General features: G+C 61.0%; 15 protein-coding genes. 5 read left to right on the plus strand and 10 right to left on the minus strand.

Going from position 1 to position 15,027, the window contains the following annotated elements; translation table 11 throughout:
* Positions 1-119: 119 nt before the first annotated feature.
* Positions 120-329, plus strand: a complete 210-nt coding sequence (locus CJ178_RS33190; protein ID WP_257013001.1) for a hypothetical protein — start codon at positions 120-122, stop codon at positions 327-329.
* On the opposite strand, the gene CJ178_RS04505 is transcribed toward CJ178_RS33190, so the two are convergent.
* From CJ178_RS04505 to CJ178_RS04515, 3 genes are all read right to left on the minus strand, one after another.
* Positions 326-799, minus strand: coding sequence for a nucleoside deaminase (locus CJ178_RS04505; RefSeq protein ID WP_095886211.1), 474 nt, complete (start codon positions 797-799; stop codon positions 326-328). The two genes, CJ178_RS33190 and CJ178_RS04505, sit on opposite strands and share 4 nt — an antisense overlap.
* Positions 800-880: 81 nt before the next feature.
* On the minus strand, positions 881-1,351 hold the full coding sequence (cynS, locus tag CJ178_RS04510; RefSeq protein WP_095886212.1) for a cyanase: 471 nt from the start codon (positions 1,349-1,351) through the stop codon (positions 881-883).
* A 31-nt stretch (positions 1,352-1,382) separates the two neighbouring features.
* Positions 1,383-2,042 carry a carbonic anhydrase gene (locus CJ178_RS04515; protein WP_095887833.1) on the minus strand — a complete coding sequence of 220 codons (660 nt, stop codon included), beginning with the start codon at positions 2,040-2,042 and terminating at the stop codon, positions 1,383-1,385.
* A 104-nt stretch (positions 2,043-2,146) separates the two neighbouring features.
* Between CJ178_RS04515 and cynR the strand changes: the two genes are divergently transcribed.
* Both cynR and CJ178_RS33690 read left to right on the plus strand, forming a co-directional pair.
* A complete protein-coding gene (gene cynR, locus CJ178_RS04520; RefSeq protein ID WP_033236198.1) occupies positions 2,147-3,043 on the plus strand; it encodes a transcriptional regulator CynR in 897 nt (298 codons plus the stop codon).
* A 439-nt stretch (positions 3,044-3,482) separates the two neighbouring features.
* On the plus strand, positions 3,483-3,713 hold the full coding sequence (locus CJ178_RS33690) for an RlpA-like double-psi beta-barrel domain-containing protein (protein WP_372472230.1): 231 nt from the start codon (positions 3,483-3,485) through the stop codon (positions 3,711-3,713).
* Between the two features lie 55 nt (positions 3,714-3,768).
* Here the strand turns inward: CJ178_RS33690 and CJ178_RS04530 are convergent, their stop codons facing one another.
* The gene (locus CJ178_RS04530) at positions 3,769-5,049 is read right to left on the minus strand and encodes a DUF3500 domain-containing protein (protein ID WP_095886213.1); all 1,281 of its coding nucleotides are present in this window, start codon (positions 5,047-5,049) and stop codon (positions 3,769-3,771) included.
* A 143-nt stretch (positions 5,050-5,192) separates the two neighbouring features.
* Between CJ178_RS04530 and CJ178_RS04535 the strand changes: the two genes are divergently transcribed.
* Positions 5,193-6,179, plus strand: coding sequence for a tellurite resistance/C4-dicarboxylate transporter family protein (locus CJ178_RS04535; protein WP_233363757.1), 987 nt, complete (start codon positions 5,193-5,195; stop codon positions 6,177-6,179).
* Here the strand turns inward: CJ178_RS04535 and narI are convergent.
* The 6 genes from narI to CJ178_RS04565 all read right to left on the minus strand — a co-directional run bounded on the left by narI (position 6,153) and on the right by CJ178_RS04565 (position 14,150).
* Positions 6,153-6,884, minus strand: a complete 732-nt coding sequence (narI, locus tag CJ178_RS04540; RefSeq protein ID WP_033236199.1) for a respiratory nitrate reductase subunit gamma — start codon at positions 6,882-6,884, stop codon at positions 6,153-6,155. The genes CJ178_RS04535 and narI overlap by 27 nt on opposite strands.
* Position 6,885: 1 nt before the next feature.
* Positions 6,886-7,539 carry a nitrate reductase molybdenum cofactor assembly chaperone gene (narJ, locus tag CJ178_RS04545; protein WP_033236200.1) on the minus strand — a complete coding sequence of 218 codons (654 nt, stop codon included), beginning with the start codon at positions 7,537-7,539 and terminating at the stop codon, positions 6,886-6,888.
* Complete coding sequence (gene narH, locus CJ178_RS04550) at positions 7,536-9,194, minus strand: nitrate reductase subunit beta (protein ID WP_095886214.1); 1,659 nt, start codon at positions 9,192-9,194, stop codon at positions 7,536-7,538. Before narH ends, narJ begins: the two co-directional genes overlap by 4 nt.
* Entirely contained in the window at positions 9,194-12,871 is a 3,678-nt protein-coding gene (locus tag CJ178_RS04555) for a nitrate reductase subunit alpha (protein ID WP_095886215.1), read from the minus strand. Before CJ178_RS04555 ends, narH begins: the two co-directional genes overlap by 1 nt.
* Before the next feature lie 126 nt (positions 12,872-12,997).
* The gene (locus tag CJ178_RS04560; protein ID WP_033236203.1) at positions 12,998-13,396 is read right to left on the minus strand and encodes a low affinity iron permease family protein; all 399 of its coding nucleotides are present in this window, start codon (positions 13,394-13,396) and stop codon (positions 12,998-13,000) included.
* Positions 13,397-13,436: 40 nt separating this feature from the next.
* Entirely contained in the window at positions 13,437-14,150 is a 714-nt protein-coding gene (locus tag CJ178_RS04565; protein ID WP_179300718.1) for a GntR family transcriptional regulator, read from the minus strand.
* Positions 14,151-14,259: 109 nt separating this feature from the next.
* Between CJ178_RS04565 and CJ178_RS04570 the strand changes: the two genes are divergently transcribed.
* Positions 14,260-14,979, plus strand: a complete 720-nt coding sequence (locus CJ178_RS04570; protein ID WP_095886216.1) for a phosphonatase-like hydrolase — start codon at positions 14,260-14,262, stop codon at positions 14,977-14,979.
* The last annotated feature ends 48 nt before the right edge of the window (positions 14,980-15,027 follow it).

Raw genomic sequence — 15,027 nt, forward strand, 5'->3', positions numbered from 1 at the left:
GATCCGAATATCGGAGGCACGCTTCAATTCCGCTTCGGTGAAGGCCGGATTGATATGAAAGTGGTAGAACTCCAGCCCGATAAACGAGTGCTGTGGGAGGTGACCGCAGGGCCGGAAGAATGGATCGGGACCCGCGTGGTGTGGGACCTCCTCGCGACGGCGATTTCACCGTCGTCCTCTTCGCGCATGAAGGGTGGAAGGAGCCGGTGGAGTTTCTGCACCATTGCAGCACCAAGTGGGCGCTCTTCCTGATGAGCCTGAAGTCGAAGGTCGAAACCGGCACTGGCGCACCGGATCCCCGCGACGTCAAGATCGACAACTGGAACTAGGTAGTGGAGTAGTTCCGCTCCTGCCAGGCGCGGTAGACCTCGATTGCGCCGTCGTGGGGTTGGTAGTCCATCGGTAGTCGGCGCTCACCCGGGTCCTTGGCGAATTCTCCGTAGAAGGTGCTCAGTTCGAAGTACTTGCGGTCGTCGACGTAATACGGTTCGTAGTCGGTGCGTTGCGTGAGGAATACGACCCGGTCCGGACTGCAGTAATAGAGCGAACCGAGGCACATCGGGCAGGGATGCGCGAGCACATAGATGGTGCACCCGGTCAAATGCTCGGTGCCCAGTGCGGTGCAGGCGGCACGGATCGCGAGGATCTCCGCGTGCGCTGTCGGGTCGTTCGTCTGGGCCACCAGGTTGGGGCTTTCGGCAAGGATCTCACCGTCGCGGGCGATGACGGTGGCGAAGGGCCGGCCGCCCTCGGCGACATTGGCATTCGCGATATCGATGGTTCGTTGAATAGGGTCCATGACAGTCCTTGTCTGACAGTGTGTTTCAGGAAGGTGTTCAGGGGCGGCGGCCTCGGGAGCAAGGCCGCCGTCACGCCGAAGCTAGAAGGGCTTGGTCGGCAGGTACTTGCCGTCGAGCGTGATGACCGCGCGCTCGCCGCCATCCGGATCGGCAACCTTCTTGATGTCGAGCTTGAAGTTGATTGCACTGATAATGCCGTCGCCGAACTGCTCGTGCACCAATGCCTTGAGGGTGGTGCCGTAGACCTGAAGCATCTCGTAGAAGCGGTAGATGGTCGGGTCGGTGGGCACGCCGCCGGGGATGGAACCGCGCAGAGGGATGGTCTGTAGCAATCGCACCGCGTCCTCGTCCAGACTGAGCTTGTCCGCGACGACCTTCGCGGCGTCGGCGGGAAGTGCATGCTGACCGAGGAGGGCTGCGGTTACAAAGGCCACACTCAGCCCCGTGCCGTCGGTCAGTTCCTGCCAGGACAGGTCTTTTCGGGCCTTGGCGTCGATGACGGCTGCGGCGAGTTCTTCGCGGGGTCCTTGGGTGAACTGTGACTGAATCATAATGATTTCCTTCTCTATTTTGGGTGGGGGATCAGGCGGGGACGCCGGGCATTGTTGCCGCGGCGCAGGTCTGGGGGTGTTCGACGAGCGAGACGAACCGGCGGGTGCCGCCGTCGAGGGCTTCGATCGAGCCGGTTTCGATGTCGTAGACCCAGCCGTGCAGGTTCAGTCGACCTTGTTCGAGTGCGAGAGCGACCGAGGGGTGGGTTGCGAGGTTGGTCAACTGGGCGATGACGTTCTCGTGGACCAGTGCGTTCAGTTTCTCGGCTGCCGAGCCGTGCGTGCGGGCGGCGTTGACGACCCTCGCGGAATCTGCGTGCTGGAGCCAGTGCGCGACGGCCGGCATCTCGTCGAGGGGCTTGCCGGTGGAGATCGCCGTCATCGCGCCGCAATCGGAGTGGCCGAGGATCACGATGTCGGTGACACCGAGAACTGCGACCGCGTACTCGACGGTGGCGGATACGCCGCCCGGTTCCGGCCCGTACGACGGGACGATGTTGCCGGCGTTGCGGATGACGAACAGATCGCCGGGTTCGCGTTGGGTTACCAGTTCCGGGACCACTCGGCTGTCAGAGCAGCTGACGAACAGGGCCTGCGGGTTCTGAGTCGTCGCGAGTTCCTTGAAAAGTCCGGAGCGTTTCTGAAAGGCGTCCTTCTGGAATGTCATAAAGCCGTTGATGATGTCGTGCATGTTGCCTCCTTGCAATGGTGATGACTCAAGGATGACCTCGATGGTCGATAGTGTCCAAGACTTGTTAGTCATTACCTCGATAGACAGTGCCTATAGTTCTAGTTATGGAGCTACGTCATATCCGTTATCTGCTTGCGGTCGCCGAACATGGAAACTTCACCCGGGCGGCGGAGTCGCTGCATGTGTCGCAGCCGACTCTGTCCCAGCAGATCAAGCAGCTCGAATCCGCTCTGCGGGTGCAGTTGCTGGACCGGTCCGGGCGGACGGTGCGAACCACCGACGCCGGCGAGGCTTTCCTGCATTACGCGCGGCGAGCTTTGCAGGATCTGGATGCCGCCGAGCGCGCGATCCACGATGTCCAGGACCTCAGTCGCGGCTCGCTGAGGCTGGCGACGACGCCCACCTTCGCGGCCTACCTGGTGGGTCCGTTGATGGACCGATTCACGACGCGCCACCCAGGCATTGCCGTCACCGTTCAGGAGATGACTCAGGACCGAATCGAGGCGGAGTTGGCACGCGACGGACTCGACGTCGGCATTGCGTTTGCGGACGTGCGCTCGGAGGAGATCGAGAGCGAGTCGCTGTTTGTCGAAACTCTCAGTCTCGTTGTCGGTGTAAAGCATTCGCATGCCGGTCGGTCGAAACCACTGCCTGCGAAGACACTGGAGGATCAGGCGCTGGTGTTGCTCAGCAGTGATTTCGCGACGCGGCTTCACATCGATCGGTACTTCAAGCATCAGGACATCACACCTCGGACGGCTATCGAGGTCAGCTCGATCGGCGCGATCGTGGAGATCGTCCGCCGCGGCAGTCTCGCGACGGTGCTGCCTGACGCGATCACCCTCGAACAACGGGGCCTGTCCTCGATTCCGCTGTCACCGGCATTGCCTACGCGTACGGTGGCCCTGCTCCGACGGAAGGGTGCCTATCGCACGGCCGCGGGCCGGGCCTTCGCCGAAATGGCCTCGACCTGGGACCACCTGAACGGGTGGCCCGGGTGAGGCTCATCTGCTTATGTGCGGACCGTCGATTCACGAGCTGTCGCTGCCTTAGGCAGTGACAGGAGCGCATTGACGCCCGGGACCATCGTCACTATTACCGAACCCAGTCGGAATGTCCGGCGAGCCTACCCAGCGGGAGTACCGGCCGGCCGTACCGTCGCCCAACATCGGAAATGTCCGATTTCTCGATTGAAAACAGGAGGTCGCTTTGTCCCGATGTTCGGTGCGACGAATTGCGGTATCCGTGGCCGTCGCGGTGACGGCGTCCGCTGCTGTATTGGCGGGAACCTCTGTCGCGGAGGCGCAGCCCACAATGTTCGACCTACTGGGAGGCGCCTCCACAGGTAGTGCGGGTAGTGCAGGCGATACAACCGACGACGCGACAACACACAGTGGCGATGCGACGTACTTTCATGCCGGTCTCGGTAGTTGCGGCGGTATGTCAGCAGATACCGACTACGTGGTTGCGATATCCGCAAGGATCTGGACCAGAGCGTTGTGCGGAAAACAAATTCTGGCCTCGAGCGGGCCGAGATCGGTAACTGTCACCATCGTAGATACCTGTCCAGGCTGCGCTGCCGGTGATCTTGATCTTTCACCAGCCGCGTTCAAGAGGTTGGGTAATCTTTCGGACGGAAGGATTCCTGTTACATGGCGGTTCATCGGCTGATCTCGTCCGTGAATCGGGCACCGACTGAGGAGGCTCACCTTTCTGGCTCCTGGACCTAGCTGCCGTTCGGGGGCGTGCTACCGGGCCCACCTGTACCTGGTGCGCCGCCACTGCCGGGTGCGCCCGCGCCACCGCCCATACCCGTAGCTTCCTGCTGGACAACACTTCCGGCGTAGTCGTTACTCGGGTCTCGGTAGATGGTGTGAACGTGGCCCCAACCTGAGGTATTCACGCCTTCGACGTCCGCGCCGGCAGATCCCTGCTGCGCGGCAAACTCGACGTAGACATCCGGTCCGGAGATCTGGAAGTAGATGCCATCGCCCTGCGTCATGTCGTACTCGGTTGCACCGGACCAGTTCACGTACGTTTCGTCGAGGCTCGCCTCGATCTTCGCGAGCGCGTCCGCAGTGGTCTCCTCGTCTGCAAGGCCAACCCAGTTCGCGATCACGCCGAGCAGCAACTGCTTCTGCTCGTCCGTCAGGTCTGAACCGGAAAGCCCTGTGCCAGTCGGGTAGTCACAAGTACTGCCCGGCGCGCACACCATATTCGCTACGGTCTCGCCCTGATACAACTGAGCCCTCTGCTCATCGGACAAGCTGTCGTAGAAGGCGAACGCGCTCGTGTAGATACCATCGAACGGCTGAACCTCGTTGCCGTCGGCATCGGTGTAGACGGCGGGCTGTATGCCCAGGTGAGTCGGTGCGAACGTGATGGAGTCGGCGGAGCCGTCGAGCGTTGCGTTGATGCCGAGGTGGTGTCCGCCGAACTGAACTGCCCACGCATCCGTGTTCGACGGATCGCCGAAGAATGCGATGTAGTACTGACCGAGAGAATCTTCCGTCGACGTACTGTTCTCGTGCAGATATTCGTCGCCGCCCATGATGCCGGTGACGGTGTCGTAACCTGCCTCGCTCAGCAGTGCTTCGAGTACCTTCATGGCGGCCGCTCGTTGCTCATCGGTCAGTTCGGAGATATTGAGTCCCGCTCGATCGACGAACGTCACCGGAAAGTTCGACCACGACGTCGTTTTGGTTTCGTCGTCGTAGGCGTAGAGAACCGCCTCGCGCTGCTCGGCTGACAATGTCTGCAGAAATGCTTCGGTCGCTGCTGCGGTGTCGGTGATCGTTTCGGCTGTGGTCGTCGAGTCAGTCGAGTTCGCAGACGCGACAGTGGACGACACCGTCGACGTGGACGCCGACGTTGCCGAGTTGGTACCGGCTGTCTCGGCGGTGCACCCGCCCAGAAGCAGCCCGCCGGCCAGCAGGACGGACACGAAGGCAATGCGGCGGCGACCAGGACTGGCTGAGGAAGTACTCGGAGAGCGTCGGATCATCATGGAGCCAAAAGTATTTGCGATACCTGCATGTTCGCTGTGACTGCTCTGGACGTTCGCCGTGAGAAATCTGGGTGCATGCTGTCGGGGAAGTATGTGGAGTCGAAATCAGGACATACACGGCATCATCGCTCATCATTGAGGATGTGACCGGCGATCATCGCGCGAGATCGACAGCCAACCGCACGCTCGAGGTAATTCCTCCCGGTGCGGGAGCAGCCGCGATGTCTTCGGGAATAGTGTCGGTGGCCTTGCACCTGGTGGGATTCGAGGTCTTTTCGCTGGCATGGCTGGGGATCGGCACAGCAATCTGGCTTGTTCTGGCTGTCGTGTTCGTATCGCGGTTGGTTGACAATCGCGCTCGGTGGATCGACGAGGCCGACACTCCGCCGGCTCTCACGGGAGTGGCCGCGACAACCGTGTTGGGTACTCGGGTTGTACTGCTCGACTGGGACTCGGTCGGTTATGTCGCGCTCGCGATTGCGCTGGTGGCGTGGATCGTGCTCATACCGGCGGTAATTCGACACTGGACCTCGCCAACCGTCGGCGTGCACTTTCTGCTGTGCGTCGCAACGCAGGGTTTGGCCGTACTCGGTGCGACGCTCGCTGCCACGACTACGGCGCACTGGATTGCGCTTCCGTCGGCGGCTGCGTTTGTGCTCGGCCTGGGGTTCTACGTGTTGGTGCTCGTACGGTTCTCGTTCAATCAGCTCCGAGTCGGGGCCGGTGATCACTGGGTGTTCGGCGGCGCCCTGGCAATCTCGACGCTCGCGGCCGGAAAACTCACAGCGGCAGCGCCCGTCGTGGGCTGGTCGGAAACGCTACACCTGTCGTTTCAACGATTGAGCATCGTGCTCATGATTCTCGTGCTCGGCTGTTACGGCGTGTTGTTTATATGCGAATTGATCTGGCCTCGACTGGAATACGACGTCAGACGTTGGTCGACGGCTTTCCCGATGGGGATGACGTCGGCGGCGTCGTTAACCGTTGCGGGGACGGCGTCGACCCCGTGGTTGAAGATAGTTGGCGAAATTCTGGTGTGGCCGGCAGTAGTCCTGTGCGTAGTTCTGCTGATCGCATCTGTGTGGCGATTGTGGACTGTGAGTTCACCAACCCCGACGGTGGGGGCGTGAGCCGACGGGTTCGCCCTTCCGGGCGTCGTCGCGACTGCGGTAGACGATGTACGGCCGAAACAGGTATGCGACCGGCGCGCTGAATACGTGTACCAGGCGCGTGAACGGCCACAGTGCAAACAACACCATCGCGATCGTGACGTGAATGTGGAAGTCGAGTGACGCCTGTGCCATGAGATCACCACGGGGCTGGAAGATCCAGATGGATCGGAACCACGGGGAGACCGTCGTCCGGTAGTTGGATTCTTCGCCGAACGCTCCGGATCCCAGCACTGTCGTGGCGAGACCAGCGACGATTGCGGCGATCAGTACGACGTACATCAGCTTGTCGTTCCAGGTCGTGGCCATGAACACCGGTCCCCGGGTCCGCCTGCGATACACCAGGATCCCGGCGCCGACCAAGGTTGCCAGGCCCGCGATCGAACCGAGAACGAGGGCCTGCAGGTGATAGATGTGGTCGCTTACCCCGATTGCGTCGGTCCAGGATTGCGGGATCACCAGGCCGATGACATGTCCGATGATGACCACCAGAATGCCGAAATGGAACAGGGGGCTGCCAATTCTCAACAATCGATGCTCGTACAGTTGCGACGACCGCGTCGTCCAGCCGAATTTGTCGTAGCGATAACGCCACCATGTGCCGCTCATGAAGATTGCCAACACGACGTACGGCACTATGTCCCAGTAGATTTCACCGACAGACATCTCACGTCACTCCTTCGCGGCGGGGTGGGACGGTCAGGGTGAAGAGTGGGAGTCCGACAGATTCGGCGGGTGGCCCCGAGGCGGCGAGCTGCTGGGCGCGACGCATGTCGTTGTCGGAAGCTGGGGGCAGTGTGTTGCACACTGCCCTGAGAACTGGAGCGTACGGCGAGTCCACGTCGGTCAGTGACGATCGGATCATGTCCAATGGAACGCGATGCGCCGAAAGCAGCTTCGCGCCGGTATCCGGGTCGACGAGAGCAGCGAATTCGAGGACGACAGTCAGGTGGTCTGCCGACTCGCTTTTCGGCGGATCAACTCCGGCCGCGCGATAGGCGTCGGCGATGGCGAGGATTTCACGCCCGCGATTGCGGGTGTCACCTGCCGTCCAGTACGTGAGGTACAGCGTGCTGCGCCGTTTCAGATCGAATGTCTCGACGTACTGCGCCGCCGCTGTGAATTCCTGGCTGTCGCAAAGAAAGCGGTGAGTGAGAGTGAGTTGCTCTCGGGGAGCTGACGGGAGATGCCCGAGAATGTCCCCGACAACCGCGAGCCTTTCGCCTTGTCCACTGTCGGGGTATGCCAACAACAAACCGGCAGCGTGCCACACCAAGCGGTCCTGCCCGGCGCTGCGCCGACGTCGGCCGAAGCTGATCATTGGTTCTCGCCTCGATCAGGAAAGAGTCCGCTCGGCGAACCTTTGCCATCCCAGTTCAGAAGGTTGACCCGGGACGGGTTGGTCGAGTTGGCGGACATTTCGCCAGTGGTTTGACGCTCGCGTAGCGCGTGAAAAGTCTCGACTGCCACCGGGACCGGACCGCCACTGGCTTCGCCGAACGGGCCGGACTCGTGCATGCCCGGTCCGCCGTCGAAATCGAGAGAACACTCGGTGGCGCTCTCTTCGAGCTTGTGTCCGTCAACGGCGTAGGCGGTGGGAATGATGTACCGCTCGTCGTACTTCGCCAAGGCAAGGAGGCGATACATCTCGTACATGCTTTCCTCGGTCATTCCCACGGCCTCGGGTATATGCGGCTGCGGTTCGCGTCCTAGGTTGATGTCGCGCATGTACGACCGCATAGCAGCCAGCCGTCGCAGAACTCCGTCGATCACATCGGTGTCGCCTGCGGAGAAAAGGCCGGCGAGATATTCGATCGGAATGCGCAACGAGTCCAGAGCCCCGAAAAGATTTCCGACGTCTTCACCGTCATGACCGTCGCGGCTCACGGCGTCGACGACGGGGGAGAGGGGCGGGACGTACCAGACCATCGGCATGGTGCGGAACTCCGGATGAAGCGGCAGCGCGACGCGATAGTCCTTGATCAGTGCGTGGATGGGAGATTTCTGCGCTGCTTCGATCCATTCGTCCGAGATGCCCTCTGCGCGAGCACCTTCGACGACCTCGGGATCATTCGGATCAAGTAGCACGTCGAGTTGCGCCTCGTACAGGTCTTTGTCATCCGGAACTGTCGCGGCCGCGAGAACCTTGTCCACGTCGTAGAAGATGAGGCCGATGTATCGCAGACGGCCGACGCAGGTCTCCGCGCACACCGTCGGCAAGCCCACTTCGACGCGGGGATAACAGAACGTGCATTTCTCGGCTTTACCGGTCTTGTGGTTGAAATACACCTTCTTGTACGGGCATCCGGACACGCACATGCGCCAGCCGCGGCACTTGTCCTGGTCGACGAGCACGATCCCGTCCTCGGACCGCTTGTACATCGCACCCGACGGGCAGGACGCAACACACGACGGATTGAGGCAGTGCTCGCAGATACGCGGCAGGTAGAACATGAACGTGTCTTCGAGTTGGAGTTTGACCTCCGTGCTGATCTTTTTCAGAATCGGGTCGTCGGGAACGATTTCGGGTGAGCCGGCCAGGTCGTCGTCCCAGTTGGCGGACCATTCCACCTTCATGGGTTCACCGCTGATGAGGCTTCGCGGCGCGGCTACCGGCATATGCTCCCCGAGGGGAGCCTGGGTGAGATTCTCGTAGTCGTAGGTCCAGGGTTCGTAGTAGTCCTGAATGGACGGCATCTTCGGATTCGCGAAGATGCGCGAGAGCTTCTTCAATCGGCCACCATCACGCAGGCGAAGTCGGCCGTTCTTGTCGCGAACCCACCCGCCATTCCACTTCTCCTGGTCCTCGTACGTGCGCGGATAACCCTGGCCCGGACGGGTTTCCACATTGTTGAACCACACGTACTCGGTACCTGATCGGTTGGTCCACGCCTGCTTACACGTCACGGAACAGGTGTGACAGCCGATGCACTTGTCGAGATTCATCACCATCGCCAGTTGCGCCATGACTCGCATCAGTACGTCACCTCCTGCGAGCGACGACGCACCACGGTTACTTCGTCGCGTTGGTTTCCGGTGGGCCCGAGATAGTTGAAGGCAAATGACGTTTGGGCATAGCCGCCGGCAAGGTGGGAAGGTTTGATCAACAGTCTGGTCAACGAATTATGGATGCCGCCACGCTTTCCCGTTGTCTCCGTGAGCGGCACGTCGATGGTGCGTTCCTGGGCGTGATAAACGAAGACCACGCCGTCCGGCATTCGATGCGACACGATCGCCCTGCACACGACGACACCGTTACGGTTGACGGCTTCGACCCAATCGTTGTCCGATACCTTTATTTTGGCGGCGTCGCCGGGGCTCATCCACATCGTCGGCCCGCCCCTCGAGAGGGAGAGCATGAACAGGTTGTCCTGGTACTCGGAGTGGATCGACCATTTCGAATGAGGCGTCAGATAGCGGACGCTGAGACCGATTCCGCCATTGCGATCTCCGAGAGCAGGTTCGCCGAACAGGCTTGCCATGTCGAGTGGTGGGCGGTAGATCGGTAGTTGTTCGCCCAGTTCCTCGATCCAGTCGTGATCGAGGTAGAAGTGCATTCGACCGGTGAGCGTGTGGAAGGGTTTGAGCTCCTCGATGTTGACGGTGAACGGCGCGTAGCGTCGGCCACCGGTTTCGCTGCCTGACCATTCCGGGCTGGTGATCACCGGGACAGGTCGAGCCTGTGTGTCCGCGAAGGTGATTCGGCGTTCCTCACTGCCCGACGCCAAATGTGTCAGTGGTCTTCCGGTTCGTTTCTCCAGTTCGGCGAACCCTTGTACTGCGAGCCTGCCGTTCGAAGTTCCGGACAGCGCGAGGATTGCCTCAGCCATCTTTTCGGCAGTATCGAGTGCCGGTCTACCTGCGGCAGCACCCGAATCGAAGACCCCGTGTTTGGCGGCGAGTTCTTCCACCTCACGCTTCGGATGTGTCGTGACGCCCTTGGTGGTGAGGCCGGCCTTCTCGACCAGCGGGCCCAGTGCAGCCCACTGCTCCGCGACGGCGGGATAGTCGCGTTCGACGACGACGAGGGGACCCATCGTCTTGCCCGGGACGGGTGTCTTTCCTTGCGAGTGCCAATCTTGTTCTCTACCCGAGGCGTAGGCCAAAGCGCCGGGTGTGTCGTGTTGCAGTGTTCCCATCACGACGTCCCGGCGTTTTCCGAGATGCTTTTCCGCCAGCACGCTGAATGCCTTGGCAACCGCGCCGAAAGCGTCGAAATCCGAGCGGGTTTCCCACGGCGGGTCGATAGCGGGGGAGAATGCGTGAAGGAACGGATGCATGTCCGTGCTCGACAGGTCGTGTTTCTCGTACCACGTTGCCGCAGGCAGCACCACGTCGGAAAGCAAAGTTGTGGACGTCATCCGAAAGTCGATCGACATCAACAGATCGAGTTTCCCCTCGGGGATGTCGTCGGTCCACGTTATGTCATTGGGGCGCAGGTTCTCCGGCGTCGGCTCGGCCTGCAGGTTCGAGTCCGTGCCGAGTAGGTGGCGAAGGAAGTATTCGTTTCCCTTGCTCGACGACCCGAGTAGATTTGCACGCCATACGCTCAGCACTCGCGGCCAGTTCTGGGGATTGTCGGGATCGGTGACAGCGAGTTTGAGTGCACCCGACGATAATTGGTTGGCAACGTGCTCAGCGACATCACATTCGTGTGCATCTGCCTCGTCAGCCAGATCGAGGCTCGATCGATCGAACTGGGGATAGAAAGGTGTCCATCCCATCGACACGGCCGATGTCATCACGTCCATCGTGTGTCGGCCACTGAAATTACCTCGGCCAACGGGGCTGGAGAGTGCATCAGCTTGGTAACCGTCGTAGCGCCACTGGTCGGTGTGGACATACCAGTAGGAAGTTCCGGCCATCTGACGCGGTGGCCGGAGCCAATCCGTCCCCATTGCCACTGTCGCCCAACCTGTGACGGGTCTGCATTTTTCCTGGCCGACGTAGTGCGCCCACCCGCCGCCGTTGCGTCCCATCGACCCGGTGAGCAGCAGGAGGCTGAGAACTGCTCGATAGGTGGCATCGCCGTGGAACCACTGACAAATACCCGCACCCATGATGATCATCGATCGGCCACCCGATTCGACTGCGTTGGTGGCAAATTCACGCGCTATGCGAATCACTTGCGCGGCGCTGACGCCGGTTATCGATTCCTGCCACGCGGGGGTGTATGGCTCAGCCGGGTCGTCGAAGCCGGACGGCCACTGCCCCGGCATTCCGTCGCGCTGCACCCCGTACTGGGCGAGCATCAGATCGAAGACAGTGCACACCAGTCGATCACCCACACGGCGCACCGGTACACCCCGGACCATGGTTTTGCCGTGACCATCCGGTGTGTCGAAGCGCGGAAGATGTATTTCTGCAGTTTCACCCCAATCGGTGTCGACGCTCAGAGCAGGAACGATGTCGCCGAGGTCGAGATTCCACTTTCCGACACCTTCGTCGCCGAAGCGGAAACCGAGAGAGCCGTTCGGTATAACCACCTCATCTGTGGTGCGGTCGAGCACAACCGGCTTGAACGCGGCATTTTCACTGGTCTCACCCAGATCGGCGGCGGTCAGGTTCTTGCCGGCGACAAGTCGGCCGTCGCGTTCCTCGATCGTGACGAGGAACGGAAGGTCGGTGAATTGCCGCACGTAGTCGTCGAAGAACGGCTCACGCTGCTTCACGAAGAACTCCGACAGGACGACATGGCCCATCGCCATCGCCATGGCTCCGTCGGTGCCGGCGGCGCACGGCATCCACTCGTCGGCGAACTTGGTGTTGTCCGCGTAATCGGGGCTGATAGCGACAACCTTGGTTCCGCGGTACCGAACCTCGGCCATCCAATGAGCGTCTGGGGTGCGGGTGACCGGGACGTTGGATCCCCACATCAACAGATACGACGCGTCCCACCAATCCCCGGACTCGGGCACGTCTGTCTGGTCACCGAACACTTGAGGTGACGCCACCGGGAGGTCCGCATACCAGTCGTAGAAGGACGTCATGACGCCGCCGATGAGTTCGATGAACCTCGATCCCGCCGCGAACGACACCATCGACATCGCCGGAATGGGGGAGAACCCCGCAACGCGGTCGGGCCCGTACTTCTTGATGGTGTGCACGTGTGCCGCGGCGATCATCTCGGTGGCCTCGCCCCACGTGACCCGGACCAGGCCACCTTTTCCCCTGGCCTGCTGGTACTTTCGCCGACGTTCCGGATCGGCTTGAATGTTGGCCCACGCATCTACGGGATCACCGAGTCGGGCGAGTGCCTCGCGGTACATTTCGACGAGAACACCACGTGCGTAGGGGTAGCGGACCCTCGTGGGCGAGTACGTGTACCAGGAGAACGCGGCACCGCGTGGGCAGCCGCGCGGTTCGTACTCGGGGCGGTCCGGCCCTACTGTCGGATAGTCGGTCTCCTGCGTTTCCCAGGTGATGATGCCGTCTTTGACATAAATCTTCCACGAACACGACCCGGTGCAGTTGACCCCGTGCGTAGAGCGCACCACTTTGTCGTGGCTCCAACGATCGCGGTAGAAGATATCGCCTTCGCGGCCGCCCGTGCGGTTCACGGTGCGAAGGTCGTCCGAGAATTTCCCAGGAGTGAAGAAGCGCCCGCCGCGGAGCAGGATGTCCTCGGCGCTGCTACCGATGTGTTCGACCACTGTGCACTTCCTTCACGTCTTCTCCATTGCCACAGCGATGGAAAATCTGACGAACGAGCATGCACGTCCATAGAACCGCAAATTCGGACTCGTCGCGACGGTTCGGGCGAAATGGACAGTCACATTTCAGTGGCGTTCTTCGAGTCCAACAGCTTCCCGGAGTCGTTTGGCGGCAGTTCGGAGCTCGGGATCATCGAATGCGGATGAATCCAGCATTGCTGCCAGTGCCTCGGCGATGACGTTGAGCTTTTCTTGCGACGCTTCGCTCGCGCGGCGGCCGGCATTCTCGAGCAGCACTACCAACAGCAGTGTGAAAACACTCGCGACTGTATGAATGGCAACCTGCCAGGTCTTGAGATCCGTCCACCACGGCAAGCTGATAAACCAGGCCACCACGATGGCGACACACAGGAAGAAGAACGGTGCCTGACTGACTCGCAACTCTGCATGTTCGACGAACACGTCAAACCGCGAGCGGCGGTTACCGCCACTGCGGGTTTGAGCAGCGTCGCTGCTTCGCTCCATGACCAGAACTTTAGTCGGCGACGATTGATTGCGCGTGTGTTTACGCGTGCATGACTGCAGTGAAGGTCATGCGGTCACCACGGTAGAGGGATCGTCTCTGTTCGATCGGAACACCATCGATGTCGTAGGACACTCGGTTGAGGAGGAACATCGGGGTCCGCGGGTCGACGTTGAGCAGTGATACTTCTCGGGCGTCGGGCAGTACGGTCTCGATGCTGTCGACGACGCGATCGAATTGTATTCCGCGTGTGCGTAGTTCGGCGTAGAGAGAATCTCTGTAGTCGAAGGTCTCCATGAGGCCGGGAATTCGGTGGGCGGCGATGCGGGTTGTTTCCAGTCCGACTCGGACGTTGTCGGTCGTGAACACTCGCTCGAGTTGTACGACCGCGTCACCCGTTTCAATGTGCAGGAGATCCGCGAGATTGTCGTCAGCGCCGTCGACGGACCATCCGACCAGAATTCGGGTAGCGGTCATGCCCTTGTTGCGCGCGGCTTCGGTGTAGGAGCCGATAGCAAGTGGCAGAACGACTTTAGGGTCTGCGACAACGGTTGTTCGACCGCGCCGCTCGATGCGGCCGGCAACGAGCAATTCACGCATCGCTTGACGCAGGGTTTCCCGAGACACGTCGTATCTCTCGGCGAGATCTCGTTCGGAGGGAAATGAGTCTCCTGGTGACAGGTCGTCGAGAAGCGCGTCGAGATTCTTGCGCACGATCTGGTGCTTTAGCATCCGAGGTTCTGCGTCGACCGCCATGCGTCAGACACTACCATTTCTTGGTCTAGACCAAGATGTCACTGTTAGTTCATTATCAGTTCACGCAACGGATTCGCCTTGGTCTATACCAACATGCATCGTATGGGTCATGACGAATTCGACCGCGACACAAGCGCTTAGCGAAACTGCCCTAGTTGGACCTGCCATTGAACTGGTTGTGATGGACATGGCCGGCACCACCGTCGCCGACGACGGTCTCGTCATCGACGCCTTTGATGCCGCGGCCACTGCGGTGGGTCTCGCCGAGTCCGGCGCAGACCGCGACGACGCTCGCCGCTACGTCCTCGAAACGATGGGTCAGTCCAAAATCGAAGTCTTTCGAGCACTCTTCGGCGCAGAAGACCGCGCCCAAGCCGCCAATCACGCTTTCGAAGCGGCGTACGACGCGCGAATCGGCGGCGGTGTGACCTCAGTGCCCGGGGCTGCCGACGCCATCACACAACTCCGGGAGGCCGGCGTTGCAGTGGTGTTGACGACCGGCTTTTCGCCGGCCACGCAGCATCGAATTCTGGACGCTTTGGAGTGGGGCACTGTCGCTGATGCTTATCTGGCGCCGGGGGATTCGTTCCGAGGGCGTCCGCATCCGGATCTCGTGCTTGCTGCTGCACTGCAGTGCAGAGTCAGTGACATGGCGGCTGTCGCCGTGGTCGGTGACACCGCGAGCGATATCCGATCGGGTCGACGCGCAGGTGCGTCCGTCGTCGCCGGCGTCCGCACCGGCGCCCACCGGAGTGAGGTTCTGATCGATGCCGGCGCGACCCACATCCTCGACAGCATCACCGATCTCCCGAGCCTCGTACTTCGCTGAATTCGCTAGCCCCGAATTCGCTCAGCCCTGAACTCGACTGATGCCTTA

The sequence above is a fragment of the Rhodococcus sp. ACPA4 genome (genome assembly GCF_002300185.1).
GTDB classification, from domain to species: domain Bacteria; phylum Actinomycetota; class Actinomycetes; order Mycobacteriales; family Mycobacteriaceae; genus Rhodococcus_F; species Rhodococcus_F globerula.